This window comes from Aquimarina sp. BL5, assembly GCF_003443675.1.
GTDB lineage: Bacteria > Bacteroidota > Bacteroidia > Flavobacteriales > Flavobacteriaceae > Aquimarina.
On sequence record NZ_CP031963.1, the window covers coordinates 1,808,854 to 1,834,904 of the forward strand.

Sequence of the window (26,051 nt, forward strand, 5' to 3'; positions counted from 1 at the left end):
AAAATGAATATACTTATAGAAGATAAAACTGCTCTACTACCTGCAAAAAAATATGGTGGTACTGAAAGAGTGATTTGGGGGCTTGGTAAAGAGCTCTCCAAATTAGGACATAAAGTCTACTTTTTGGCAAAAGAAGGCTCCTCATCTGATTTTGCCACCGTGTTAGTATATGACGAAAACAAAACATTACAAGATCAGATCCCAGCAGACGTTGATGTAGTTCATCTTTTTAACACATTAAACCAAGCGGTTGGTAAACCCTATATCTTTACTATGGAAGGTAATCCTTCTCCAGATCAACTGCTTGATATTAATATGGTTTTTGTTTCTGGAAATCACGCAAAAAGATACGGATCTACTGCCTTTGTTTATAACGGAATAGATTGGGATGATTATCCGGATCCCATATTAGATAATGACAGAAAATATCTTCATTTTTTAGCCAAAGCATCCTGGAAAGTAAAAAACCTATTCGGGACCGCCGATATTGCGCTAAAGTCTGGGAATAAACTACACGTTATGGGTGGCGAGCGATGGACTTTTAGAAATTTTAAAAGAGGTTTGAAATATATCTTGAATAAGAATATTATTTTCCACGGAATGGTCGAAAATGATAAAAAGATGGAAGTAGCTCAGCATTCTAAAGCTTTAATTTTCCCTGTAGTTTGGCACGAACCTTTTGGAATTGCAATTACAGAGAGTATGTATGCCGGTTGTGCTGTTTTCGGAACAAAAAACGGTTCATTGCCAGAATTAATAAAACCAGAAGTTGGTTTTACTGGAACTAATGCTAATGAAATTGCAAAAGCCGTTAGAGAATTCGATTACAACCCAAAAAGATGTCACGAATACGCGGTAAAATATTTTAACTCTAAAGTAATGACAGAATCATACCTAAAACTATATGAAAAAGTTATTTCTGGAGAAACGATAAACAATCAAGTACCTAAATATATTGATCAAGAAAATATAGTTCCGAAATTTAAGTAGCTAAATTTTAAAAGTCCCAGAAAATTATCCTTCTGGGACTTTTTTTAAATCAATAAAGATTCTTAGTAATTATTCTTTTTTTATGGCAAGTAGATAAGCACAAGTATTTCCCCCGTCTGCTCTAAGATGATCTTTAGAATTTCCATTTCCAACACCAATAGCATATAACATTCTACCAAATCCATTATAACTAGCAGAGGCTCCACCACCACAAGCGACATAATCATTTTGTGAAGAACTTAAAGAAACTGAAGCCGATTCTACGCCAGAAGTTGTGTACTCACAATCAGAATTTCGAGTCGTACGTATAGAACCAAAATTAGGAATATTATTAGCTATTCCAATGGCATAAACAGTTATTGATGCAGGTGAAGACTTCTCGTGATCTTTAGATGTCGCCTTCCACCCATTGCCAAAAGGAAATGAACCTGTTAATAAATTTCCTCTTCCAGACCAATTCACTTTAGCTCCTCCAGAAATTAAGGTATACCCAGATGGCAACTGAATACTAGTTTCTGGTTGTGAAGCTATTGATGAAGTTTTAGAAACAACTTTAATGTAATTTTTTAATACATTCGGCGGAATATAATTACCATCGTTGTCTTTTAACCTAATACCCCTTGCTGAACCTACTAAAATAAATCCATATCTATTTATTACCGAATGGTCTTTTGCTTCCGACTCCCAAGATGTTAATGATGTAGATGGAGCTGACTTTGTTATTAAAGCGCCCGGATCATATTGATCATATTTAGCCCAAACAGTTCCTCCGATACATAAAAATCCATCAGGAACTGACGCTTTTCCTTTAGCTACGCCTGTCTGAACTTTGGTGGAAATAAAATTTGGAGTAGAAAAAGACATTTCGATCTGACCTGAGCCATCAGTCTCAATAAATGCACTCTTTTCAAAATTATTTTCTTCTAGTTTATCATTCAGCTCTAAAGTTTCATCTGCTGAATTAAAATTCTCTTTCTCGCAAGAAACTACTCCTACAGTAATCATTAATAAAAAAATGATTTTTTTCATAATATTTAGGTTTTAAAATTATTTTTGCACAAATTAAATCTGTTGTGCACTCAGAACATTTCTGTAATTGGCCTATTACATAATTTAATGTCTTAAGTAAAAAGGATGTTACTCTAATTAAATGTGATTATGATTACTTTAACTTTTCTTACAAAAAAGCATGACACAAACAGTTTCCTATATTAAAACAAATAGAGCTAATGGAAGATCATAGAGAAGAAATAGAGAAAACAATAAACATCCTAAAAAAAGGTGGACTCATTCTATATCCTACAGACACTGTTTGGGGAATTGGTTGTGATGCTACTAACGCAGAAGCTGTTGATAAAATATACGCATTAAAACAAAGAGCCGATAGCAAAGCTATGTTATGCCTGGTAAGTGATTTTAAAATGCTCCAGCAATATGTAGAAGAAGTTCCAGAAGTAGCATATGACATTTTAAAATATGCTAAAAAAGCTACTACTATAATTTATGATAGACCGCTACGAGTAGCAGAAAATCTGATAGCAGAGGATAACACTCTTGGAATTAGAGTAGCTCGTGATCCTTTTTGCAGTAAATTACTTAGAAAATTTAAACGACCTATTGTTTCTACTTCTGCTAACATTAGCGGAAAATCTACTCCCAGAAACTTAAAAGAAATAAGTAAGGAGATTTTGGAAGGCGTTGACTATGTTGTAAATTTGCCGTTGAAAAACAAAGACGCCAAACCCTCTTCTATTATTAAAATAGGAGGAGATAGTACAGTGAAAATTATCAGAAAATAAATAGTTAACATCGAGATTAGCATCAAAGTATTTAATCTCGATTATCGAGTAAATTGATTCATGTCGGAAGCTAAAAATTACAAAGAAGCATTACAACATTCTGTATTTAATACCATATCAAAAGCGGCATCCAATCTTCAGTTAGAAAGTTACGTGATTGGAGGATTCGTAAGAGATTATATTTTGCAAAGAGGAACAGCTAAGGATATTGATATTGTAGCCGTTGGTAGTGGTATTGAATTAGCAAAAGAAGTTTCTAAATTATTACCAGGCAATCCAAAAATTCAGATATTTAAAACCTATGGAACGGCAATGCTAAAAGCCAATGAAATAGAAGTAGAATTTGTGGGAGCTAGAAAAGAATCTTATCGGGAAAATAGCAGAAATCCAATTGTGGAGAATGGAACATTGCAAGACGATCAGAACAGAAGAGATTTCACTATCAATGCATTAGCATTAAATCTTTCTAACAATAACTTTGGAGAAATTTTAGATCCTTTTAATGGGCTAGAAGATCTTAGATCTAAAATTATTCGTACACCATTAGATCCAGACATTACCTATTCTGATGACCCACTTAGAATGATGCGAGCTATTCGTTTTGCTACTCAACTCAATTTTAAGATTGAAGAAAACTCTCTAAAAGCGATTACTAAAAACAAAGATCGCATTAAGATTATTACCAAAGAACGTATTGTTGATGAACTCAATAAAATTTTATTAAGTGAAAAACCTTCAGTCGGATTTTTACTTTTAGAAAAAACAGGTTTATTGCCTTACATACTCCCAGAATTGGTAGCATTAAAAGGTATCGACGAGGTCGAAGGTCAGAAACATAAAGATAATTTTTATCATACATTAGAAGTTGTAGACAACATTTCAGAAAATACAGATGATTTATGGCTACGCTGGGCAGCATTATTACATGATATCGGTAAGGCTCCTACGAAACGATTCAGTAAAAAGGTTGGGTGGACATTTCACGGCCACGAATTTGTAGGTTCCAAAATGGTATTCAAACTATTTAAGCGCCTAAAAATGCCTTTGAATGACAAAATGAAATTCGTTCAAAAAATGGTATTGATGAGCTCACGTCCTATTGTTATTGCCTCTGATGTTACAGATGCTGCCGTAAGAAGATTGGTCTTTGATGCTGGCGATTATATAGAAGAGCTAATGACCCTTTGCGAAGCAGATATCACTACAAAAAACCCAAAACGTTTTAAGAAATATCATAATAATTTCAAAATAGTTCGTCAGAAGATGGTGGAAGTAGAAGAACGTGATCACATTCGTAATTTCCAGCCACCGGTAAGTGGGGAAGAAATTATGAAAACTTTCAATATTAAACCTTCTCGCGAAATCGGAATCATTAAGGAAGCTATCAAAGAGGCTATTCTGGAAGGAGAAATATCTAATGAACATGACGCTGCTTATCAGTTTATGATTAAAAAAGGTGAAGAACTAGGACTAGTTGTTAATGGTTGATGGTTTATAATTCTAGACTGGCTCTTTAAATTGTCATATTTTGAACTGTAAAACGAAATCTTTAAAATATCAAATAGAACTTGTCATCCGGGCGTATGCTGGGATCCAAAATGTAATGATCTTTTGAACTATATATAAAGTAGATTCTAGCCTGTGCTGGGATGATAAAAATACTAACAAAAAAAACTGTACTTAGATTCTTAATTTATGAAAAAATACTTCAGACCACTTGTTATCACATCCATAATACTGATTTATTTGATCATCATTGCTGGAGCGGTTGTTAGAATGACAGGATCTGGAATGGGATGTCCGGATTGGCCTAAGTGCTTTGGATATTATATTCCTCCTACAGAAGAAGCACAGATTCAATGGAAACCTAATTATGAATACCAGGAAGGTTTTATTGTAATCTTGGACAAAGAACTGAGAATTGCTGCAAAAGATTTCACCTCTTCTTCCACATATAACGCCAACAACTGGGAACATTATACGAAACATGACTATGCCAAATTTAATGTCTGGCATACTTGGATCGAATATATTAATAGGTTAGTTACTGTGCTTTCAGGAATACCCATATTATTGATGTTTATTCTATCACTAAGGTTTTGGAAAGAAAAACCAAAAATCACATTATTTGCTGGTATCACAATCCTAGCAATGGCATTCCAGGCCTGGTTAGGTAAAATCGTGGTAGACTCTAATTTATTACCGCTAAGAATTACCATTCATATGCTAGTAGCATTCATTATTTTAGCAATATTGTTATATGTGCTTTTCTTAACGAAAGACAGAATTAAAACTATTGAATTTAATACTACTTTTAAAAGTATGTTACTTTTTTCGGTTATTCTTACTTTAGTTCAGGTTGCATTAGGTACACAAGTACGGCAATATGTAGATGAACAAATAAAAATAGTTGGTGAACTATCAAAATCAGAATGGCTAAATCCACCTACATTTACCTTTTACATCCATAGATCATTTTCCATTTTAGTGGTCTTTATTAACGCTTGGCTACTTTGGTATAATAAAAAAATACAATTTGGTCTATCTAAATTAAATTGGGTTATAGTACTAATTGGTTTAGAAGCATTAACAGGTATATTGATGTACTATTTTGATTTTCCTTTTCTGTCACAACCATTACATTTAGTATTATCTTCTCTATTGTTTGGAGTACAATTTTATATTATGCTAGAGGTGTATAAAAATAAAGCTATTGAAGCCTGAAAATTAAAAATAGTCAGAAACAAGTTTGTATCTTTGTCCATCCAAATTAATCAAGAATGATTTACCGTTTCAGAATTATCCTGGATACAGAAGAAGATGTTTTTAGAGATATAGAAATAGACCAAGATGCTACGTTAGAGCAATTTCATAATGTAATCAACCAATCTTTTGGTTTTGATGGTATGGAAATGGCCTCTTTTTACACTAGTGATGAACAATGGAATCAAGGAGAAGAAATTTCTCTTTTTGATATGAGTGATGGCAATCAACCGGTAAGATTGATGAATGAAACATCATTGATTGATGTTGTTCATGAAGCTTCTCCCCGATTGATTTATATATATGATTTTCTTAGTATGTGGACTTTTTTAGTAGAACTTGCTGAAATTGCCGAATATGAAAACGGAAAAGAGTATCCGAACGTTATGTTTGTGCACGGTCAAATTCCTGATAATGCGCCTGATAAAGAATTTAAAGCGGATGATCTGGACGACATTGATGACGAAGAAGGTTTTTTGGACCTCGATGATTACGATGAATTAGGATTTGATGAAAATTGGAATTGATTTTGAAGGCTCTGAGTTTCTAAGAATCTAAGTTACAAAGTCGAATTTTTAAAAAAGTTAAAAGTCTAATATTGAGCACCTATAGGGATCTGAAAATATGGCAAAAATCTATGACTTTAGTCAATAATATTTATCTGGAAACAACAAAGTTTCCGAAAGAAGAAATATACGGGCTTACTTCTCAGATAAGAAGAGCCTCTGTTTCAATTCCCAGTAATATTGCAGAAGGTTATGGTAGACAGAGTAAAAAAGAATATATTCGGTTCCTTAATATTGCAATTAGTTCATTGTTTGAGGTTCAGACCCAATTAGAAATTGGAAAAAATCTTTCCTTTTTAAAGGAAAATAATTTTAATTCGTTATACGAAGACACTAGAGAAATAGAGCGTATGCTATCTAGCTTCATCAGAAAAATCAAAGATTCTTAATTAATCTTTGTCACTTTGTAGCTTTACTTCTCTGTAACTTAAAAATATGATTAACTTATACAGCACCCAAATAGAATCGCTTTCGATTCACAGAATAGGAAATAAAAGTAGAAACGAGAATATATTTCTTTCGGATTCTCCTTACAAACTTAATGATGAGCTAACAGCCTTATTAAAAGAATACTTTTTCAAACCCTTTAGAGAAAAAGAAGAAAACTATTTTCAATTCGCAAATGAAGTCGATGTAGAATTTAATCCGCTATTTAAGATTGTTACTGAAATTTTTGACAATCCATCTTCTGCACACGAAAAGTCTAAAAGGATTACTTCTTTATTATACGAACAATCACAGCATCCACATATTAAAAGTGGTGAAGTATACATTGCATATCTAGAAAACCTAACTATAGATAACGAAAAAACAGCTGCGATAGGGATTTTTAAATCAGAATTAAAATATGACTTCCTTCAGTTCGAAGAAAAAGGAAGTGACATAGAATTATTACATCAACAAGGTGTAAACCTAAACAAACTTGATAAAGGATGCTTGATCTTTAATCATAAAAAAGAAGAAGGATATAAAATTCTTTCTGTAGACTCTAACCGTTATGATACTAAATATTGGTTAGAACATTTCTTAGGAGTAGAAGCTTTTGAAGATGAAAACTTTTATACTAAAAAGTATATGAAGTTCTGTCAGGATTTTGCGAAAGATGTGGTATTACCTGCCGAGGATAAGAAGGAAGAAGTGATGTTTATGAATCGGGCAGTAAATCACTTCGCGAAAAATGATACATTTGAAGAATCTGCTTTTCTAAATGAGGTCATCGACAATCCAGATCTAATTCCCGAATTTAAACATTACAAAACAGAGAAAGCTCCAAAATATCATATCGAAGATCTAACTGAGTTCCCAATTGCGAATACAGCAGTATCTGCGGCAAGAAAAAAGATCAAAAACACCATTAATCTGGATACGAATATACAGATTAAGATGGATTTTATCAATCCCGAATCGGCCGAAAAATTTGTAGAAAAAGGTTGGGATGAAGAAAAACAGATGTATTACTATCTAGTATATTTTAATAAAGAACAGAAGGATTAAAAATGTCCGAAGCCTGAAGTCAGAAGTGGCAAGGTAATCTATTAACCCTTTTACTTCTGACTTCATGAACTACCTTCCTTACCTAAATTTTACCTTAGCATTTAGATTATCCTTAAACCCATCTTATACATGGGACTTTGTCGTATGTCACTTTCAACACTCACAACAAAGTCTCAATACACAAATCGGGTTATATCCGCTTTTATTTAAAAAAACTTCATTTTTCAAGGTAACAATTGGTAATCTCATGACACGTATATAAAAGCATTATAAAATTTTATAGAGTTCATTACTCAAAACAACAATTAAAAGAAATTATGAGAAAGAAATTATTATTAATAACAATACTACTTTTTTTTATAGAAGGGAAATCTCAAAATGTAGATTTAAAGAACTCTTCGGATTATATTAGAGTTCAAAAAACTGGGGAGACAGGTTTTTCTAGAGCTTTTGGTTTGAATGGATCAAATCAACTGTATATAGGAAGCATTGAAAAAACTATAGGTAATATGTATTTTTTCAATAAAGGGACTGGTCATTTAATGACTCTTAATCCTTCTGGTAATTTAGGTATCGGAACAACGAATCCTGGAGCTAAATTAGATATATTATCTAATACTGGACAAACAGAAAGCTTAATGCGCTTTAAAATATCTGATGCTCCCTCTGATTATCTACAGATAGCAAATTCTACCGGATCTGCAAATCAATTTATTCCGTTGATCAAAGGATACCATCAAACAGATAATAGATACTCGCTTTCTATTATGGGATCTACATCGGATGCTATGGATAATGGATCTAATGCATTGATAAATTTTAATGCAAGGAGATCAAATAGTGTTGTTCAAACAAGACCTTTATTTGTATGGACTAATTATGATCAAAAAATGATGACAATGTCAGCTAATGGTAATCTAGGTATTGGAACAACGAATCCTAGTGTTGCATTAGATGTATCCGGAACATCCAAAGGAATCAAATTAGGAGATTCTAATGGTAATTTGCTTTTTAGAAATAATGTTAGTGGCGCAAATGAAATTAGAAGTTACGGATTGCCATTAGAGATAGAGACCAGAGATATTCAAGATATTTCTTTTAACAGCAATAATGGAAATTCCAAATTAATGACCATTAAAGGAGATGGGAGTGGAATAGGTATCGGAACTACAAGCCCATCCGCAAAATTAGAAATAAAAGGCGCTGGAGATGGAGTAGAAATATTAAAACTATCTACCGAGAGACCGTGGGTTTTTAAACAAGAAGGAACAGGCGCATCTTCTAATTTAGTACTTCAAGAAATTTCTGGTAATAAATTCTTTAAAATCAAAAGCTATGATAACACTGATATTTATACCATTCAATCTAACTCAGGTAATACTTATTTTAAGGGAGACATGGGGATTGGAACAAACACACCAGACGCGAAACTAGCTGTTAATGGAAATATTCATGCTAAAGAAGTAAAAGTAGACCTAGTAGGATGGCCTGACTACGTTTTCGAGAATGACTATAATTTACCATCATTACAGCAGGTAGAAAATCATATCGCAGAAAAAGGACATTTAGAAAACATTCCTTCTGCAGCAGAAGTAGCAGAAAATGGTTTACAATTAGGAGAAATGAATGCAAAACTGCTTCAGAAAATAGAAGAATTAACACTCTATATGATTGAGCAGAATAAAAAGACGGAAAACCTTATCAAAGAGGTAGAAGCATTAAAACAAAAAAATACGGAACTAGAGAAAAAAATAAAATAAAATTGTCCAAAATTTGAAGACCGAAGTCGGAAGTGTTAGAGTTAATCTATTACTTCTGACTTCTAGTTAAGAAAAACATTGATATCACGCTGAACCTCCAAATATTTGAAACCCCTAGACTTCTCCACAAGCAAACTTAAAAACTTTGCAACTCTTAAACTTTGCGACTTCTCCATAAACAAACTAGAGACTCACCCCTCCAACAATCTTTTCATATTTACATTTTCATAATTTCTTCTCACAAAATCTAGTGCCGTTTTTAAGACTTCTCCCATAGATTTACTTCTCCTGAATTTTAGATCTAATGTAAAGTTGTACAAATACTCTCTCAGTTCTTCTATATTTTCATTAGTAGAAATCGTATCCTCGCACATGCAAGTAATTAATGTTTCATAGCGAGATCGGGAATTTAATATCCTTTTTGCCAAAACAGAACGCTCTTCTTTTTTGTACTGTTCAATAGAGCTTGGTTGTAATTTATTCATAACAATAGCTACCATATCAAAATTCTCTTTAAAGAATTGTGGCTGATATACTTTTAATTTACCCTCAAAACATTGTTGATCAAAATCTATCGCTCTAATCTTATATTCTACATGTTCAAAATCATGAATCGGAATAATTACATAATTATAGGATCGCATATCTCCTAATAAACGCATCTGACAGCGTTCATTGAATTTTACAAACTCCTTTGCTATCTGAGATTTTGCCTGATCGCTCAAATCTGGTAAAAAATCCTTAATAAATACATCTCCAGGAATTCCTGCTATATGCTCTTCTATCAATGTATTTTTATATACTAAAAAGTTAATTCTATTTGGTGAAAACATATGTTCTAACTCTAATCCATAGATACGAGAAGCATCAGCTTTTTTAACGTAGATATAAGTGTAGTTATCATTCAGGATATTCCTAATTTTAATCCTAAACGGTTTTGAATTCCCAAAAGTACAGTAATCAATAGCATCTATATTAAGAAATTCTATCGCATCCTCGTTACCATCAGAATGTAATATCGTGTACACCTTTTTTAAACTGGATTCTATTTCTGGTCGCTCATGCTCTTCATAATACACTCGAATCCATAACGTATCCTGATCATTACTGTCATACACAACTATGGAACCAGAAAACCTCAACAAATCATCATAAAATACTGGAATTTTAATTTTACGATTACATTCCTTTAAATAACTATCCAGGCTATCATTAATTGGATAGGTAGGTTTTTTCTTAGACATTAACTTTTCTTCCATGATTATAAAATTAACCAAAATATGTAATTGGTACGTTCTTTTTATGAAAGTAAAACATATGCATGACTACCAAATACGTATCTTTACAATTATATTTAAAACTCAACATCTTTTAAAATGAAACATCTCATCTCATTAGTAATGCTATCATTACTAACAATTACACTTACATTTGCTCAAGAAGAATCATCGTCTTTCTATGCCACTATGGCTTTAATAGATGCTGAAGAATTGCAAAAAGAATATCCTAATGAAATAACAATAATTGCGAAACGAAGAAACGAAGCAGCTGTTTTAATTTCTGAAGAAGGAAGTCATAAATTACACGGACGTGTTTTAGTTCATGGTCCAGGATTTATATACAAATCTTCAGAAAGTCAGGCAAAACAGGCCTTGTTAAATGATAATAAAAGTGCTGCTCAAAGTAAAATGGCATTTACTATTACAGAAGATGCCATAGTAAATTTAGCAATGGATGCTATTAATACTCAAAATATCGCAAACCATATAACGGAACTTGAAAATTATGGAACCAGATATCACACCTCTAGTGCTGGAGCACAATCAGCTCAAGATCTAAAAGTAAAATGGGAAACCATGGCAACAACTTTTAACAGATCAGATGTTAGTGTCCGATTGGTAAATCATACGAGCACTCCAATGCCATCTGTAGTAATGACTATCCAAGGTTCTGAATTTCCTGATGAATTTGTGATTGTTGGAGGTCACTTAGATTCTACTTCTTCCCAAGGAAATAATGACGCTCCAGGAGCTGACGATGATGCATCTGGTATTGCTACGATTACTGAAGCAACAAGAGCTTTATTTGAAATCGGTTTTCAGCCAAAAAGAACTATCGAAATAATGGCATATGCTGCCGAAGAAGTGGGACTTCGAGGATCGGCAGAAATCGCAGCAGATTATAGAGCGAATAACGTAAATGTAGTTGCTGTTGGTCAATTTGACATGACCAATTATAATGGCTCTGTTAATGATGTTTATTTTATCTCTGATAATACAGATACTAGTCTTAATGCGTTTTTTAAACAATTAATGGATTACTATAATGCCTCTGGAGATCATCAACTTACCTACAGTACTGCTTTATGTAACTATGGTTGTTCTGATCACGCTAGCTGGAATAGTCAAGGATATAAGGCGTCTTTTCCTTTTGAAGCAAGCTTTTCTCAATATAATCCAAACATCCACACCAGAAATGACACATTTAGCATATCCGGAACTGCAGAACATGCTACGAAATTTGCAAAGCTATGTAGTGAATTCCTTATCGAAGTAGCAAAAAATGATGCTACGCTATCTACACCTGAATTTGAAGCAGAAGGATATTACATATACACAAACAACAAAACGCTAACATATCAAATAGCAGAAACCAGTTCTAAAGTTGAAAGCATTGATATTTATGATATGAATGGAAGAAAGATTCTTCAAAAAGAAGATATAGGAACTTCTGGAACTATCATTATGAATTCAATAAGTAGTGGTGTTTATGTAATTACACTTGCATTAAAGGATCAAAGACAGTTAAGTAAAAAAATTATTTTAAAATAAAATAGACGATTAAAAAGATTTCATACAAAAAGACCAGCTGATAAAGTTGGTCTTTTTTGTATATTCTATTATTAAGTTAGCTTTTTCAACATTTCTTTTGTAACAAAAATCAATACTGATCGTCTTGTTTAATATAACCGCCAAAAAAAAACACAATTGGAAACTATTCTAACCTTGAAGAATCTTACCAAAAGATTCGGACCCATAACAGCCGTTAATGACCTTTCCTTTACTATAAAAAAAGGAAACGTTTATGGTATTTTAGGGCCTAACGGAAGTGGTAAATCAACTACGCTCGGTATTGTCCTTAATGTAGTCAATAGATCTTCGGGAGATTTTACCTGGTTTGATGGAACTACCTCTACACACGAGGCTCTTAAAAAAGTAGGAGCCATTATAGAACGTCCAAACTTTTATCCATATATGACGGCCGCTCAAAATCTGAAGCTTGTATGTCAAATAAAGGAAGTTTCTGCTGATAAAATTGAAGAGAAGTTAGAGCTTGTTGGTCTTTTGGATCGAAAGGATAGTAAATTTAGAACGTTCTCTCTTGGTATGAAACAACGTTTAGCAATTGCTTCTGCCCTACTAAACGATCCAGAAATTCTTATTCTTGATGAACCAACAAATGGTTTAGATCCACAAGGGATTCATCAAATACGAGAAATTATTAAGGTAATTGCCTCAAAAGGAACGACAATTCTTTTGGCTTCGCATTTATTGGATGAAGTAGAAAAAGTCTGTAGTCATGTGGTTATCATTCGTAAAGGGGTAAAACTATATTCTGGTCCTGTTGATGAAATGAATGCAAGTCATGGTTTCTTTGAATTAAATAGTAATCAAAACAGCGTACTTAAAAAATGGTTGTCTGATCAAAGTACTTTTGGAAATATAAAAGAAGAAGAAGACAAACTTATTGCTTTTTTAAATCGTGAATTAGATGCAGAAAGTCTGAACAAACAGTTACACGAGGCTGGGATTACACTTACCCATCTGGTAAAACGTAAAGAAAGTCTGGAAGAACAGTTCTTACAATTAACCAACAATTTAAACTAAAGCAATGTTACGATTACTCAATATAGAATTTCAGAAATTACGATTTAATAAGTCTGCCAAAGTACTTACCATTACTTATTTTGTATTAATAACAGCGATTGCACTTATCGCTTCTTATGAGTTTAATTTTGGAGGTGTAAAAGTTAGACTAGCAGATCAAGGGATATTTAATTTTCCTTACATCTGGCACTTTACTTCATATATTGCTGCTTGGCTAAAGATTTTTCTAGCCATCGTTATTGTTTCCATAATGGCAAATGAATATACGAATAGAACTCTTAAGCAAAATCTTATCGACGGATTAAGCAAAAAAGAGTTTTTGACCTCCAAATTCCTGACAGTAATAGTTTTTTCCTTAATATCCACAATCTTTTTATTTACAGTTACATTGATTTTGGGTTTGATATTTTCGGACTATAACGAATTCTCTATAATCATTACAGATTTAGAATATATCCTTGCATACTTCGTAAAGTTAGTTGGATTCTTTTCCTTTTGCATGTTTTTAGGAATTCTCATTAAACGTTCTGCCTTTGCCCTTGGCTTTCTTATTTTTTGGCAAATTATTGAAGGCATTGTTTGGGGAATGGCAAGCTTAGTAAAATGGAAATTTGATTCTGAGATTGTTTACAAAATAATTCCATTCTTACCCTTGGATAGTATGGCAAACCTAATTAATGAACCGTGGTCAAGATTAAATTTCATACAAGCTGCAGCGAATCAATTAGGTGAAGGTTTCCAGAGAGACCTTGCCGTTCACTGGTATGAGATTATAATTGTATTAGTTTGGACTGCAATATTTGTGAGACTTTCATATTATCTTCTAAAAAAGAGAGATTTATGATATCTTTGAGTTTTTGAACTCAACTCATGAAATACGTATCAATTGTTCTTTTATTTTTATTAGGCTCCTCTATATTTGCGCAAGGAGAAGCTAATAACTGGTATTTTGGACAAAATGCAGGAATAAGTTTTAGCACCACACCTCCTACTCCACTTACAGATGGAAATATAAACACACTAGAAGGATGTACAACTATTTCTGATGCTACTGGTCAATTACTTTTTTACACAGATGGAAGAACTGCTTGGGATCGAAATGGTCGAGTAATGCCTAATGCTAATTATAATGCAGGTACTGGGTTATTGGGTGATCCATCGAGCACCTCGAGTGCATTGATCGTACCTCAACCCAATGTACCAAATAGATATTTCATTTTTGCTGTAGATGAACCTCATCATGAAAATGCTGCTACATACCCTAATCAAAATACAGGATTTCCAGCCAATCAAGATGATGGTTTTAATAATGGATTCACTTATTCTGTTGTGGATATGACTTTAAATGGTGGATTAGGAGATGTCGTAGTTAGTGAAAAAAACATACCTCTGATTACTTACAACACCGCAAATAATGCTGAGAGCTCTTATAAATGTTCTGAAAAAATCACAGCTGTAAAAAGTGATGATTGTGATTCTTTTTGGGTGATTACCCATTTTATTGATACCTATTATGCGTTTAGTGTAGACCAAACAGGAGTAAATACTACTCCCATAACATCACAAGTTGGAGTGACAGTTCCCATTTCTGGCTATAGGCGGAATGCCTTAGGATACCTTAAAGCTTCTCCAGAAGGAGATAAATTAGCTGTGGTACATTTTGGATTAACCAATGTCACTAGTGGAGATGGACCAGGAAAAGTACTGTTTTATGATTTTGATAATAGCACGGGAATAGTTAGTAATGAAATAGAATTATATAACGGTGACGCCCCTTATGGAATAGAGTTTTCACAAAGTGGAGAACGCCTATATACTACAGTAGGTTTAGGGATTGGCGGTCAAGGAGAAGGTTTTTTAATGCAATTTGACCTAACAGTACCGGACAACCAAATTGCAGCTAGCGGAACAAGAATCTTAAATGAAAATGGACAAGATACATCCATTTTTAGTGCAGGAGCATTACAACTAGGGCCCGATGGAAAAATTTACAGAGCATTGTTTGATTTTAATTCTGGCACTGGAAACTATCTTGGAGTTATAGAAAATCCAGAAGAGTTGGCGGCTAATATTAATTACAGTGACAGAGGAGTATTAGTAAATATAGATGGCGGAAGAGGTTCCAGAATAGGATTACCACCATTTATTCAATCGATTTTTGCACAAACTATTGATATTATTAACAGCGGAGATCCTAACAATGTAAACCTGATACTTTGTGAAGGAGACACCTATAGATTAGAATATCAAGATATTACCACCGCAACATATACCTGGTATATTGATGATGTTCAGGTTACTAACGGTTCTTTTTTTCTCGATGTCACTACTACAGGAAATTATAGATTAGAAGTTGATCTTAATGATGGTAGTTGTCCTTTGATTGGTGTTGCCAACGTTACTTTTTTTGAGGTACCTATAGTAGAAGATACTCCTATAACTCAGATTATTTGTGATGACAATAATGATGGAATATCAGATCTAGACCTATCATTATTTGATGCTACAATTTTAGGAACACAAGATCCTAATCAGTTTCAGGTGCGCTATTTCAGATCCTTGGCGGATGCTAATGCAGATATTAACGTATTACCCCAAAACTTTACAACAGAAAACAACCCACAAACTATTGCTGCTAGAATTGAAAATATTGGCAACATTAACTGTTATGATACAACTAGTTTTCAAATCGAGATTTTTGATGAACCAACAGCATTTACAACCAATCCAATAGTTTCTTGTGATAATGCGGATGATGGTGATGACACTAATGGAATCATAACATATGATTTGACTACAGCAAATAGTGACATTTATAATGGTCAAAATATTGCTGACTACGCTATTAGCTATCATACTACCTTACTAGATGCACAGAATAACACAAATCCAATTCCAGATCCTACAAATGCAGTGCTATCAAACACAATGACTGCAGTATATGCCAGACTAGAAAACAATCTAAACACAACTTGTTTTGATACCGTAGAGATTTCTGTAACTATTAATGTATTACCTATTGCTAATAACACTTCCTTAGCTCAATGTGACGAATATATGAATACCAATGATGGTATCACATTATTTAATCTTAATGAAGCTGTAGATCAAATCACTGGAGGCAGTACAGATCGTTCAATTTTGTTTTTTGAAGATATGATCTCAGCTGATGCAGGAACATCTGCCATTTCAAATACAAATACATATCAAAATACTGTAGTAAATCAACAATTATTTGTTAGGGTAACAAATGATCTAACAGGATGTTTTAGAATTTCGACACTAGATCTTTTAGTAAGTACTACATCTGCTAGCGATGCTATTTTAAATGAGTGTGATGATGATGGCACAGAAGATGGGTTTAGAGAATTTGATCTTACACAAGCGAATGCCCAGGTTCTTCTTGGAATCGCCAGTCCAAACCTTGCGGTTTCTTATTACGAAACGAATGAAAATGCTCTTAGTGAAACCAATCCAATAACTACATATACCAATAGTACTCCAGGAACTCAAGGACAAGATATCGTGTATGCCAGAGTAGAAGACAATCTAAATCAATGTTTTGGTATCAACCAAGTAGCGCTTTTTGTTAATCCCTTACCAGATATCGAAGAAGTAAGTGAAGCTTTTTTATGTGAAGGTGCTAGCGTTATTATTGACTCAGGATTAGAATCTGGCAATTCAAATGATTTTGATTATCTATGGTCAACAGGAGAAACCACGGAGCGTATAACTGTGACCACCGCTATGGACTATACAGTAACCGTTACCAATCAACTAACTGGATGTTTTAAGGATCGAACGGTAACTGTTACAACATCTTCACCGGCAATTATTACGACTATTGAAATTAATGATGCTTCGGATAATAATACTGTGACTATTAATATAAATGGATCTGGTAACTACGAATTTGCAATAGCCTATAATGGCAGTAATATAAGAACCTATCAAGATAGTCCAATCTTTACCAACGTACCACCTGGATTTCATAAGGTTTATATAAGAGATAAAAACGGATGTGGCCCAGAAACCACTCAAGACATTTCTGTAGTAGGATTTCCTAAATATTTTACTCCAAATGGTGATGGTTTTCATGAGACCTGGAATGTAGAAGGAGTATCATCACAAGTATTAGGCAATTCTATCATCTATATTTTTGATCGTAGTGGTAAACTACTGAAACAATTAGTTCCTTCTGGAAATGGTTGGGACGGAACATATGGCGGAAGATTAATGCCTTCTAGCGAATATTGGTTCCAGGTAAAATTAGGTGATGGAAGAATCCGTAAGGGAAGTTTTGCTTTAATTAGATAATCATATTATTCTGCTAAAAAGTCTTTTTAACATAATACTTTATAATTAGTATATTCGTGCCTTAACAAAGATTGTAGATGAGGAAAACATTACTATTCACTTTATTACTTTTCATATCTTTTTTTTTACGGCTATTCTCAAAACGAGCCTACAGATTGTGTAAATGCCGTCGTTATATGTGGGAATACTAACTTAGAATTAAATTCTAATGGCACAGGTATTTCAGATTTTAATATTGCCGGGAACAACCCTCCTAGTTGTGGTTTTAATGAATCTCAAAGCTTATGGATAAAAGTAAACATTGTTCAATCAGGAACCTTGGCCTTTATAATCACTCCAGAATCTAATAACAATGATGAAGATTATGATTTTGCAGTATATGGACCTAATGTTACTTGTAGTACGCTCGGAAACTCAATTCGGTGTTCATCTACGAATCCTCCAGCGGCTGCAGTTCCTACGTTAACTGGGCTTAGTGATACTGAAACAGACTTAAGCGAAGGTCCAGGAGCAGCAGGTAATGGGTTTGTAAGATCTATAGATGCAATTGCAGGAGAGGAATATTATATACTCATTGATAATTTTTCTCAAAATGGTGGTTTTGATTTAGAATTTACAGGAACCGCATTACTACCAGATAGTCCCCAAAATGATGCAGGACCCAATAATAACTTAAATCTTACAGAATGCGATGTAGTTGGAAATCCTAATGATGGAATCACAAACTATGATTTGGAAAGTAATACGACTACAATTATTGGAACACAAACCAATACAATTATAACATATCATATATCAGAAGAAGATGCTAGTTTGGGTAATGGAGCATTGGCTAGCCCTTATTTAAGCACACAAAATCGCCAAACTATTTACGTAAGAATTGAAAATACATTAACAGAATGCTTCATAATAGATACATTTACTTTAACCGCAAACCTTGGCCCTCCGATTATCACTCCTACTCCATTCGTTTTATGTGATAACAATGATGATGGAGATGATGCTAATGGATTTGTTTCCTTTTTATTAAGTAACAAGGACACAGAAATTCTTAATGGTTTAGATCCTACAGATTATACCCTCACATATCATGCTTCTCAAGCAGACGCAGATGCAGGCACAGGAATTATTGATAAAACTACACCATATATAAATACTTCAAACCCACAGACAATTTTTGTACGTGTTCAGGAAAACACAGGATTACTTTGTTTGAATACCGTTAGTTTGGAGTTAGAGGTAGATCCATTACCAGCTGCGAACCCTTTATCCTTAGTACAATGTGATGAATATAATGACCCTGCTGATGGTATTTCATTATTTAACCTGAACGAAGCAGTTGACCAAATTACAGGAGGAACTACAGATAGAGCGGTTACATTTTTTGAAGATCTTACATCGGCTAATGCAGGAACACCTTCAATTACAAACACAGATACTTATCAAAATATAACTACCAATCAGCAATTATTTGTTCGTGTTACTAATAATGCCAATAACTGCTTTAGGATTTCCACACTGGATCTTCAGGTAAGTGTTACTTCTGCAAACAATGCATTTTTATCAATATGTGATGATGATGGTATTGAAGATGGATTTAGAACGTTTGATCTTACACAAGCAAATGCTCAAGTTCTTTTTGAGATTGCCACCCCTAATTTATCTGTGGCCTATTATGAAACCATAAATGATGCCTTAAGCGAATCTAATGCCTTTACAATGTATACCAATAGTACTCCAGGAACCCAAGGTGTTGATATAGTATATGCCAGAATAGAAGACAATCTAAATCAATGTTTTGGTATCAACCAAGTAGCGCTTTTTGTTAATCCCTTACCAGATATTGAAGAAGTAAGTGAAGCTTTTTTATGTGAAGGTGCTAGCGTTATTATTGACTCAGGATTAGAATCTGGTAATTCAAATGATTTTGATTATCTATGGTCAACAGGAGAAATAACGGAGCGTATAACTGTGACCACCGCTATGGACTATACAGTAACCGTTACCAATCAACTAACTGGATGTTTTAAGGATCGAACAGTAACCGTAAAGACATCTTCACCGGCAACTATTACGACTATTGAAATTAATGATGCTTCGGATAATAATACTGTGACTATTAATGTAAATGGATCTGGTACCTATGAATTTGCAATAGCCTATAATGGTAGTAATATAAGAACCTATCAAGATAGTCCAATCTTTACCAATGTACCACCTGGATTTCATACGGTTTATATAAGAGATAAAAACGGATGTGGCCCAGAAACCACTCAAGACATTTCTGTAGTAGGATTTCCTAAATATTTTACTCCGAATGGTGATGGTTTTCATGAGACCTGGAATGTAGAAGGAGTATCATCACAAGTATTAGGCAATTCTATCATTTATATTTTTGATCGTAGTGGTAAACTACTGAAACAATTAGTTCCTTCTGGAAATGGCTGGGACGGAACATATGGCGGAAGATTAATGCCTTCTAGCGAATATTGGTTCCAGGTAAAATTAGGTGATGGAAGAATCCGTAAGGGAAGTTTTGCTTTAATTCGATAAACTTTCCCTAAAACTTTAATTCGGTTTTAAAAATCATAACAGTATTCTGTATCTTTATTCAGAAAACATAGCCTATATAATGAAGTTCGAACTCAAGTCAGATTTTAAACCCACAGGAGATCAACCTGAAGCGATAAAGCAACTTGTTAATGCGATGGAAGCAGGGGAAAGATATCAAACGCTTTTAGGAGTTACTGGATCTGGTAAAACATTTACTGCAGCCAATGTTATTTCTCAAGTTCAGCGTCCCACATTAGTATTAGCACATAATAAAACCTTAGCAGCTCAATTATATTCCGAGTTTAAGCAATTCTTTCCAGAGAACGCCATAGAGTATTTTGTTTCCTACTACGATTATTATCAACCGGAAGCTTATATCCCTACAACTGGAACTTATATAGAAAAAGACTTGTCTATTAATGATGAGATCGAGAAATTAAGATTAAGCGCTACTTCATCACTACTCTCGGGACGTAGAGACGTAGTCGTTGTTGCATCAGTTTCCTGTTTATATGGTATTGGAAACCCTGTAGAATTTCAGAAAAACGTAATATCTATAGAACAAGGCCAGTTCGTTTCCCGAACAGCATTACTGCATAAATTAGTTCAAAGTCTTTATTCCAGGACTGAAGCAGAGTTTAATCATGGTAATTTCAGGATTAAAGGAGATACGGTGGATATTTACCCAAGTTATGCGGATGATGCATTTAGAGTTCACTTTTTTGGTGATGAAATCGAAGAAATTGAAGCTTTTGACGTTCAAACTAATGAAATTATAGAAAAATATGATCGTCTGAATATTTATCCTGCTAACATGTTCGTCACCTCTCCGGATATATTACACGGAGCTATTGATCAAATTGCTCTGGATTTAGGAAAACAAGTAGAATATTTTAAAGAAATAGGAAAATTTCTGGAAGCCAAACGCCTAGAAGAACGCACCAATTTTGACTTGGAAATGATTAAGGAACTAGGATATTGCTCTGGAATTGAAAATTACTCGAGATATCTCGATGGTAGAGATCCCGGTACAAGGCCTTTCTGTCTGCTAGATTACTTTCCTGATGACTACCTAATGATTGTGGATGAAAGTCATGTAACTATCCCTCAAACGCACGCGATGTACGGAGGTGACCGATCTAGAAAAGAAAACCTTGTGGAATATGGATTCAGGCTTCCTGCTGCAATGGATAATAGACCTTTAAAATTTGAAGAATTTGAAGCGCTTCAGAATCAGATAATTTACATCAGTGCAACACCTGCTGATTATGAATTGCAAAAAAGCGAAGGAACCTATGTAGAACAGATTATCAGACCAACCGGATTACTCGACCCAATTATAGAAGTGCGTCCAAGTCTTAATCAAATAGACGATTTGATTGAAGAAATGCATAAACGAATCGAAAAAGATGAGCGTATTCTGGTTACAACGCTAACTAAAAGAATGGCAGAAGAGTTAACCAAATATCTTACTAGAATCGATATTCGATGCCGTTATATACATAGTGATGTAGACACATTAGAGCGTGTAGAGATTATGCAGGATCTGCGAAAAGGTCTCTTTGATGTACTGATCGGTGTAAATCTTCTTAGAGAAGGATTGGATCTTCCAGAAGTATCCTTGGTTGCTATTTTGGATGCAGATAAAGAAGGATTCTTACGTAATAATAGATCTCTGACTCAAACCATTGGTAGAGCTGCGAGAAATGTAAACGGATTAGCCATCCTATATGCAGATAAAATTACAAAAAGTATGCAGTTAACGATTGATCAAACCAATTATCGACGCGAAAAACAGATTGCTTATAATACAAAACATGGGATCACTCCCACGGCTATCAAAAAATCATTGGATAATGCACTTGCTGGTAAAAAAGTAGAACCTTATCAATTTGAAACCGCTCCAACCTTAAAGGCTGCAGAAGAGGAAACTGCCTATTACACAAAAGATCAATTAGAAACTCGCATCCGTAATGTTCGTAAAGAAATGGAAAAAGCTGCAAAAGAGTTAGACTTTATGACTGCAGCACGATTACGAGATGAGATTAAAATGTTACAAGCTAAGGTTCAGGATCAGAAAGTGTAACTTTTTAAATAATATAAAAATAACATCTCAATCAGAACTTCATGTACAGTGCAGTGCTGTATTGAAGTAACACTAACGCACAAATCTAAAATGAATATAACATCCATAGAAAAATTTATAGAAGGTATTCCTAAAACTGAACTTCATTTACATATCGAAGGTACTTTTGAACCAGAATTGATGTTTGAGATTGCTAAACGAAATCAGAAGAAAATTCCATACAACTCCGTTGCTGAATTAAAGAATGCGTATAAGTTTAACAACCTTCAGGAATTTCTGGATATCTATTATGCTGGTGCTAATGTACTAATTACAGAACAAGATTTCTATGATCTTACTTGGGCCTATCTTACTAAAGTTCAAGAACAAAACGTAGTACACGTAGAGATTTTTTTTGATCCACAAACGCATACAGATCGAGGTATTTCTTTTGATACAGTTATCAAAGGAATTCGCGCTGCGTTAGAAGATGGAAGAGAAAAATTGGGCATCACCTATAAATTAATTATGTCTTTCCTAAGACATCTGGATGAGGCCTCTGCCTTTAAAACATTAGAACAAGCATTACCATATAGGGATTGGATAAGCGCAGTAGGCTTAGATTCTTCAGAAGTAGGCAATCCTCCTTCTAAGTTTAAAAGAGTATTTGCTAAATCGATCGAAGAAGGATTTCTTACTGTTGCTCATGCCGGAGAAGAAGGTCCTGCCGAGTATATTTGGGAAGCCTTAGATTTACTAAAAATTACCAGAATTGATCACGGTAATCGCTGCCTGGATGATTCTGCATTAGTAGAAAGATTAGTTGATTTGCAAATACCACTTACCTTATGTCCTTTATCCAATCTAGAGTTAAAAGTAGTATCCGATTTAAAAGAACATCCGATTGCTAAGATGATGGATAAAAACCTGCTGGTAACTGTTAATTCTGATGACCCAGCATATTTTGGCGGATATATGAACGAAAACTATCTAGGGATTGCTCTGGCTTTACATCTTTCTAAAGAACAAATAACTACACTGGTTAAAAATAGTTTTAAAGCAAGTTGGTTATCGGATCAAGAAAAAGAACAAAAAATACAAGAAATTGATCAATACTTTCACGAGAACAAATAAGTATGAATCCATTCCAATTATTTAATAAATGGTATTCCGAAGAACTTGAGAAAAGTAAAGCGAATATACCTTCAGCTTGTTGTCTTTCTTCCAATGGATTGGACGGGTATCCTAATGCTCGATTTGTATCTTTAAAAGAAGTAAAAGATGATGCTTTTATCATTACAGGATCACTAAAATCCAGAAAAGGGTTAGAAATAGAAAAATTATCTAAAGTATCATTGACTTTTTGGTGGGAAGCAACAGAAAGGCAAATACGAATCCAGGGAAATGCTACTAAAATATTAGATACTGAAGCTGTATATTATTTTAAAGAAAGAACAAAAGATTCTAAAATCATATCACTGATTAGCGAGCAAGGAGCTTCTATAGAAAATATGGATATTTTAAAAAACAGTTATAAGGAAGCTGAAAGGAAATATACAAATAAAGACATCCCTATGCCTAAAAATTGGGGCGGCTATGCCATTCAACCAATTAGGATGGAACTTATGGAGTTCGAAAAAAGTAGGTTTCATAAAAGAACTCTTTTTCAGTTAAAAGAAGAAGAAGAATGGATAGCTACTATATTGCAACCATGATGCCTATATTTCTATATATTCATGTTTTCCACTAATCTATACCTTAAATACATAGCTATTAACTAATGGTATTGTAGCTTATAATTTATTCTAGCATAGATTATCAAGTTTAAAAAACCACTCCTTCTGCTTACCAAGCAAAATAACCAATTCACTAAGTACATCTAAAAAAGCTCCAAAATCTATAGTAACAATTCTAACGCTCTACTAATATATTAAGCTTTTATCATATAGTAAATTACCTTGCCGGAGAAAATGAACCAGGTACAAAAACTGTGTGTCAGGATATGAAAGTTCTATTCCAGAGATCTCCATCTGCTACAAACAGTACTATTTCGTTAGCAGCTCCCATAAAAGGCATACCGAAAAGGCTTTACCCATCATACCATATCTTCTATCTCTCACTACAATCCTTCTAAGCATTACCGACATCCTTCTAAGGATTAAAAAGGTAGTTCGAATCACCTTTTTTAAGATCGGAACCCCAAAAATAAAGGTAAAGTCCCCTAACGACAGTGCTACTTGCCCATAAAACAAGGCTCATAACCTTTATAAAGACCCAAATAAAGGTTACGGTAATCCTTCGAAACGTTAGATCAATCCTTCGAACTACCTTTTTGAGGGCTCGAAGCGTTATGAAAGTTGGATTAATTCATTTTAAACGCTCTTTAAAAGTCAAAAATAAAACATAAAACAAGAGGTAACAATGTAGTTACATATGACACATAATAATACAGGAGTAATAGTCTCTGCTACATACTCATATAGAGAATTGACCGTTGCCAGTACTGAGTATTATCATGTTTGCGGAGGATGTGCCACAGCTGTAGTAGTTAATAGTAATGTTGCAAAACCTACTCCACTTCCAGAAGGTTTTGTGGATATATCTAATTCGGCTGACACTTCTATATTTCCAGCTGATTGTAGGAGTTTCAAATATGCTCCATTCACAGGTGTAAACATAGCAACAACAACTGGAATTAATGATGAATTTTATGCGGATCATACAGTTGTTAATGGTGTTGTAAGAAGAACAATAGAGTTATCTATTGACATAGCTACTTTTACTGCCCCTTCTTATCTTAGACCAGGTCAAGCCGCAAACGTAACAGCGGGAGTTATAACTGGAGCTAATTACAAAACACAGCTCTCGTTTTTACAGAATACTGGAGCCAGTTCTGATCAGCTTAAAATCCAATGGGAGATTTATTTAAAACAAGGAATGCAGTCTATTGGTGGATCAATAGTTATTGGTGAGAATGTATATGGAATTAGAAGTCCAGCTCCATATCTTATAACCGTTGGACCCACAAATTGTGACTGAAGGTAAAAACATAAACATTCAGAATAATGAAAATAACTATATTCAGTTTATTAACTTTATTACTTATGAAAATTTCATATTTAGACTTAGAAAAATTATTATATCATAATATTAAGGAAATTCCAAATACCATATTGATAAACAATGGGGACAATAAATATATAAATACATATAGCTTGAATGGGGATTTTAATTTTGTAGATAAACCATATACCACTTTATACATTAGCACTGATAAAGATGGAATAATTCAGTACTTCGCTTTTGGAATTAATGGCGTGATGGATAAATCATTTTATGACATGATGGTGACAAAATATGGAGCCCCAGATGAAATGACAAATATAGATGAAATGATAACTATAACAGAAGAATCAAAAGCTCGTAATGGAATTAAAAGTAAAGAAAGCACCTATACACTTAAGAAATGTAGATTTGAAGAAAAACCTCTGTATATCATATGGCATAAAAAGGATTATAAAATTAAGTTCTTATTAAAACAAGGTGCAAAAACTACCTTTAAATCAATTTTTGTAACTATCGGTAATATTGATTTTTATAATGATCAAAGAGAAAAAGAACTCTCTAAGCTACCAAAAATCCAATATTAACTTATAGCACACTAGTCTAAATAGATAAGGAATCAAAAATGTAACTAACTTTTTTGATTCCTTATTAATTTCATTAGAACTACATTATGAAAGAAAAAGACGAGATAGCATTGTAGCTTGCTAGAGTATAAAAAATAATTAAAAGAATTCAAGCACTTGAAAATCCTCCTGAATACTATAAAACACAAAATTGTAAGTATAAATTAC

At 33.7% G+C, this 26,051-nt stretch carries 20 protein-coding genes; 18 read left to right on the plus strand and 2 right to left on the minus strand.

The window, feature by feature from the left end:
• Positions 1 to 3 precede the first annotated feature (3 nt).
• The gene (locus D1818_RS07780; protein ID WP_118457671.1) at positions 4 to 990 is read left to right on the plus strand and encodes a glycosyltransferase; all 987 of its coding nucleotides are present in this window, start codon (positions 4 to 6) and stop codon (positions 988 to 990) included.
• 69 nt (positions 991 to 1,059) lie between these two features.
• Here the strand turns inward: D1818_RS07780 and D1818_RS07785 are convergent, their stop codons facing one another.
• Complete coding sequence (locus D1818_RS07785; RefSeq protein WP_118457673.1) at positions 1,060 to 2,019, minus strand: hypothetical protein; 960 nt, start codon at positions 2,017 to 2,019, stop codon at positions 1,060 to 1,062.
• Between the two features lie 200 nt (positions 2,020 to 2,219).
• Between D1818_RS07785 and D1818_RS07790 the strand changes: the two genes are divergently transcribed.
• The 7 genes from D1818_RS07790 (at position 2,220) to D1818_RS25700 (ending at position 9,372) form a co-directional block, all read left to right on the plus strand.
• Positions 2,220 to 2,789, plus strand: coding sequence for an L-threonylcarbamoyladenylate synthase (locus D1818_RS07790; protein ID WP_118457675.1), 570 nt, complete (start codon positions 2,220 to 2,222; stop codon positions 2,787 to 2,789).
• A 60-nt stretch (positions 2,790 to 2,849) separates the two neighbouring features.
• Positions 2,850 to 4,277, plus strand: coding sequence for a CCA tRNA nucleotidyltransferase (locus tag D1818_RS07795; protein WP_118457677.1), 1,428 nt, complete (start codon positions 2,850 to 2,852; stop codon positions 4,275 to 4,277).
• Between the two features lie 207 nt (positions 4,278 to 4,484).
• Positions 4,485 to 5,513 carry a heme A synthase gene (locus D1818_RS07800; RefSeq protein ID WP_118457679.1) on the plus strand — a complete coding sequence of 343 codons (1,029 nt, stop codon included), beginning with the start codon at positions 4,485 to 4,487 and terminating at the stop codon, positions 5,511 to 5,513.
• A 56-nt stretch (positions 5,514 to 5,569) separates the two neighbouring features.
• The gene (locus D1818_RS07805) at positions 5,570 to 6,079 is read left to right on the plus strand and encodes a hypothetical protein (protein WP_118457681.1); all 510 of its coding nucleotides are present in this window, start codon (positions 5,570 to 5,572) and stop codon (positions 6,077 to 6,079) included.
• A 71-nt stretch (positions 6,080 to 6,150) separates the two neighbouring features.
• Complete coding sequence (locus D1818_RS07810; RefSeq protein WP_118457683.1) at positions 6,151 to 6,507, plus strand: four helix bundle protein; 357 nt, start codon at positions 6,151 to 6,153, stop codon at positions 6,505 to 6,507.
• 46 nt (positions 6,508 to 6,553) lie between these two features.
• A complete protein-coding gene (locus D1818_RS07815) occupies positions 6,554 to 7,612 on the plus strand; it encodes a nucleoid-associated protein (RefSeq protein WP_118457685.1) in 1,059 nt (352 codons plus the stop codon).
• A gap of 317 nt (positions 7,613 to 7,929) precedes the next feature.
• Positions 7,930 to 9,372 (plus strand): tail fiber protein, encoded by a 1,443-nt coding sequence (locus tag D1818_RS25700; protein WP_118457687.1) that lies wholly within the window; start codon positions 7,930 to 7,932, stop codon positions 9,370 to 9,372.
• A gap of 191 nt (positions 9,373 to 9,563) precedes the next feature.
• On the opposite strand, the gene D1818_RS07825 is transcribed toward D1818_RS25700, so the two are convergent.
• Complete coding sequence (locus D1818_RS07825) at positions 9,564 to 10,631, minus strand: hypothetical protein (RefSeq protein WP_118457689.1); 1,068 nt, start codon at positions 10,629 to 10,631, stop codon at positions 9,564 to 9,566.
• A gap of 117 nt (positions 10,632 to 10,748) precedes the next feature.
• On the opposite strand from D1818_RS07825, the gene D1818_RS07830 reads away from it, so the two are divergent.
• From D1818_RS07830 to D1818_RS07875, 10 genes are all read left to right on the plus strand, one after another.
• Positions 10,749 to 12,203 carry a M20/M25/M40 family metallo-hydrolase gene (locus D1818_RS07830; RefSeq protein ID WP_118457691.1) on the plus strand — a complete coding sequence of 485 codons (1,455 nt, stop codon included), beginning with the start codon at positions 10,749 to 10,751 and terminating at the stop codon, positions 12,201 to 12,203.
• A 156-nt stretch (positions 12,204 to 12,359) separates the two neighbouring features.
• Positions 12,360 to 13,259, plus strand: a complete 900-nt coding sequence (locus D1818_RS07835; RefSeq protein ID WP_118457694.1) for an ABC transporter ATP-binding protein — start codon at positions 12,360 to 12,362, stop codon at positions 13,257 to 13,259.
• A gap of 4 nt (positions 13,260 to 13,263) precedes the next feature.
• Positions 13,264 to 14,103: an ABC transporter permease gene (locus D1818_RS07840; protein WP_118457696.1), complete on the plus strand. Its 840-nt coding sequence runs from the start codon at positions 13,264 to 13,266 to the stop codon at positions 14,101 to 14,103.
• A 26-nt stretch (positions 14,104 to 14,129) separates the two neighbouring features.
• Positions 14,130 to 17,576 (plus strand): T9SS type B sorting domain-containing protein, encoded by a 3,447-nt coding sequence (locus D1818_RS07845; RefSeq protein WP_118457698.1) that lies wholly within the window; start codon positions 14,130 to 14,132, stop codon positions 17,574 to 17,576.
• A gap of 318 nt (positions 17,577 to 17,894) precedes the next feature.
• Complete coding sequence (locus tag D1818_RS07850) at positions 17,895 to 20,129, plus strand: T9SS type B sorting domain-containing protein (RefSeq protein ID WP_118457700.1); 2,235 nt, start codon at positions 17,895 to 17,897, stop codon at positions 20,127 to 20,129.
• Between the two features lie 79 nt (positions 20,130 to 20,208).
• Complete coding sequence (uvrB, locus tag D1818_RS07855; protein ID WP_118457702.1) at positions 20,209 to 22,215, plus strand: excinuclease ABC subunit UvrB; 2,007 nt, start codon at positions 20,209 to 20,211, stop codon at positions 22,213 to 22,215.
• 90 nt (positions 22,216 to 22,305) lie between these two features.
• The gene (locus D1818_RS07860; protein ID WP_118457704.1) at positions 22,306 to 23,328 is read left to right on the plus strand and encodes an adenosine deaminase; all 1,023 of its coding nucleotides are present in this window, start codon (positions 22,306 to 22,308) and stop codon (positions 23,326 to 23,328) included.
• Positions 23,329 to 23,330: 2 nt separating this feature from the next.
• On the plus strand, positions 23,331 to 23,909 hold the full coding sequence (locus D1818_RS07865) for a pyridoxal 5'-phosphate synthase (RefSeq protein ID WP_118457707.1): 579 nt from the start codon (positions 23,331 to 23,333) through the stop codon (positions 23,907 to 23,909).
• Positions 23,910 to 24,627: 718 nt separating this feature from the next.
• Positions 24,628 to 25,233, plus strand: a complete 606-nt coding sequence (locus D1818_RS07870; RefSeq protein ID WP_118457709.1) for a hypothetical protein — start codon at positions 24,628 to 24,630, stop codon at positions 25,231 to 25,233.
• 65 nt (positions 25,234 to 25,298) lie between these two features.
• Positions 25,299 to 25,844 carry a hypothetical protein gene (locus tag D1818_RS07875; RefSeq protein WP_120752407.1) on the plus strand — a complete coding sequence of 182 codons (546 nt, stop codon included), beginning with the start codon at positions 25,299 to 25,301 and terminating at the stop codon, positions 25,842 to 25,844.
• Positions 25,845 to 26,051: the final 207 nt, after the last annotated feature.

Excerpts from the sequence above, each read along its gene's own strand:
- D1818_RS07825 (WP_118457689.1), bottom strand. The coding sequence starts at position 10,631 with ATGGAAGAAAAGTTAATGTCTAAGAAAAAACCTACCTATCCAATTAAT.
- D1818_RS07845 (WP_118457698.1), top strand. The coding sequence starts at position 14,130 with ATGAAATACGTATCAATTGTTCTTTTATTTTTATTAGGCTCCTCTATA.
- D1818_RS07815 (WP_118457685.1), top strand. The coding sequence starts at position 6,554 with ATGATTAACTTATACAGCACCCAAATAGAATCGCTTTCGATTCACAGA.
- D1818_RS07865 (WP_118457707.1), top strand. The coding sequence starts at position 23,331 with ATGAATCCATTCCAATTATTTAATAAATGGTATTCCGAAGAACTTGAG.
- D1818_RS07830 (WP_118457691.1), top strand. The coding sequence starts at position 10,749 with ATGAAACATCTCATCTCATTAGTAATGCTATCATTACTAACAATTACA.
- D1818_RS07785 (WP_118457673.1), bottom strand. The coding sequence starts at position 2,019 with ATGAAAAAAATCATTTTTTTATTAATGATTACTGTAGGAGTAGTTTCT.
- uvrB (WP_118457702.1), top strand. The coding sequence starts at position 20,209 with ATGAAGTTCGAACTCAAGTCAGATTTTAAACCCACAGGAGATCAACCT.
- D1818_RS25700 (WP_118457687.1), top strand. The coding sequence starts at position 7,930 with ATGAGAAAGAAATTATTATTAATAACAATACTACTTTTTTTTATAGAA.
- D1818_RS07780 (WP_118457671.1), top strand. The coding sequence starts at position 4 with ATGAATATACTTATAGAAGATAAAACTGCTCTACTACCTGCAAAAAAA.
- D1818_RS07805 (WP_118457681.1), top strand. The coding sequence starts at position 5,570 with ATGATTTACCGTTTCAGAATTATCCTGGATACAGAAGAAGATGTTTTT.
- D1818_RS07800 (WP_118457679.1), top strand. The coding sequence starts at position 4,485 with ATGAAAAAATACTTCAGACCACTTGTTATCACATCCATAATACTGATT.
- D1818_RS07790 (WP_118457675.1), top strand. The coding sequence starts at position 2,220 with ATGGAAGATCATAGAGAAGAAATAGAGAAAACAATAAACATCCTAAAA.
- D1818_RS07795 (WP_118457677.1), top strand. The coding sequence starts at position 2,850 with ATGTCGGAAGCTAAAAATTACAAAGAAGCATTACAACATTCTGTATTT.
- D1818_RS07860 (WP_118457704.1), top strand. The coding sequence starts at position 22,306 with ATGAATATAACATCCATAGAAAAATTTATAGAAGGTATTCCTAAAACT.
- D1818_RS07840 (WP_118457696.1), top strand. The coding sequence starts at position 13,264 with ATGTTACGATTACTCAATATAGAATTTCAGAAATTACGATTTAATAAG.
- D1818_RS07870 (WP_118457709.1), top strand. The coding sequence starts at position 24,628 with ATGACACATAATAATACAGGAGTAATAGTCTCTGCTACATACTCATAT.
- D1818_RS07875 (WP_120752407.1), top strand. The coding sequence starts at position 25,299 with ATGAAAATTTCATATTTAGACTTAGAAAAATTATTATATCATAATATT.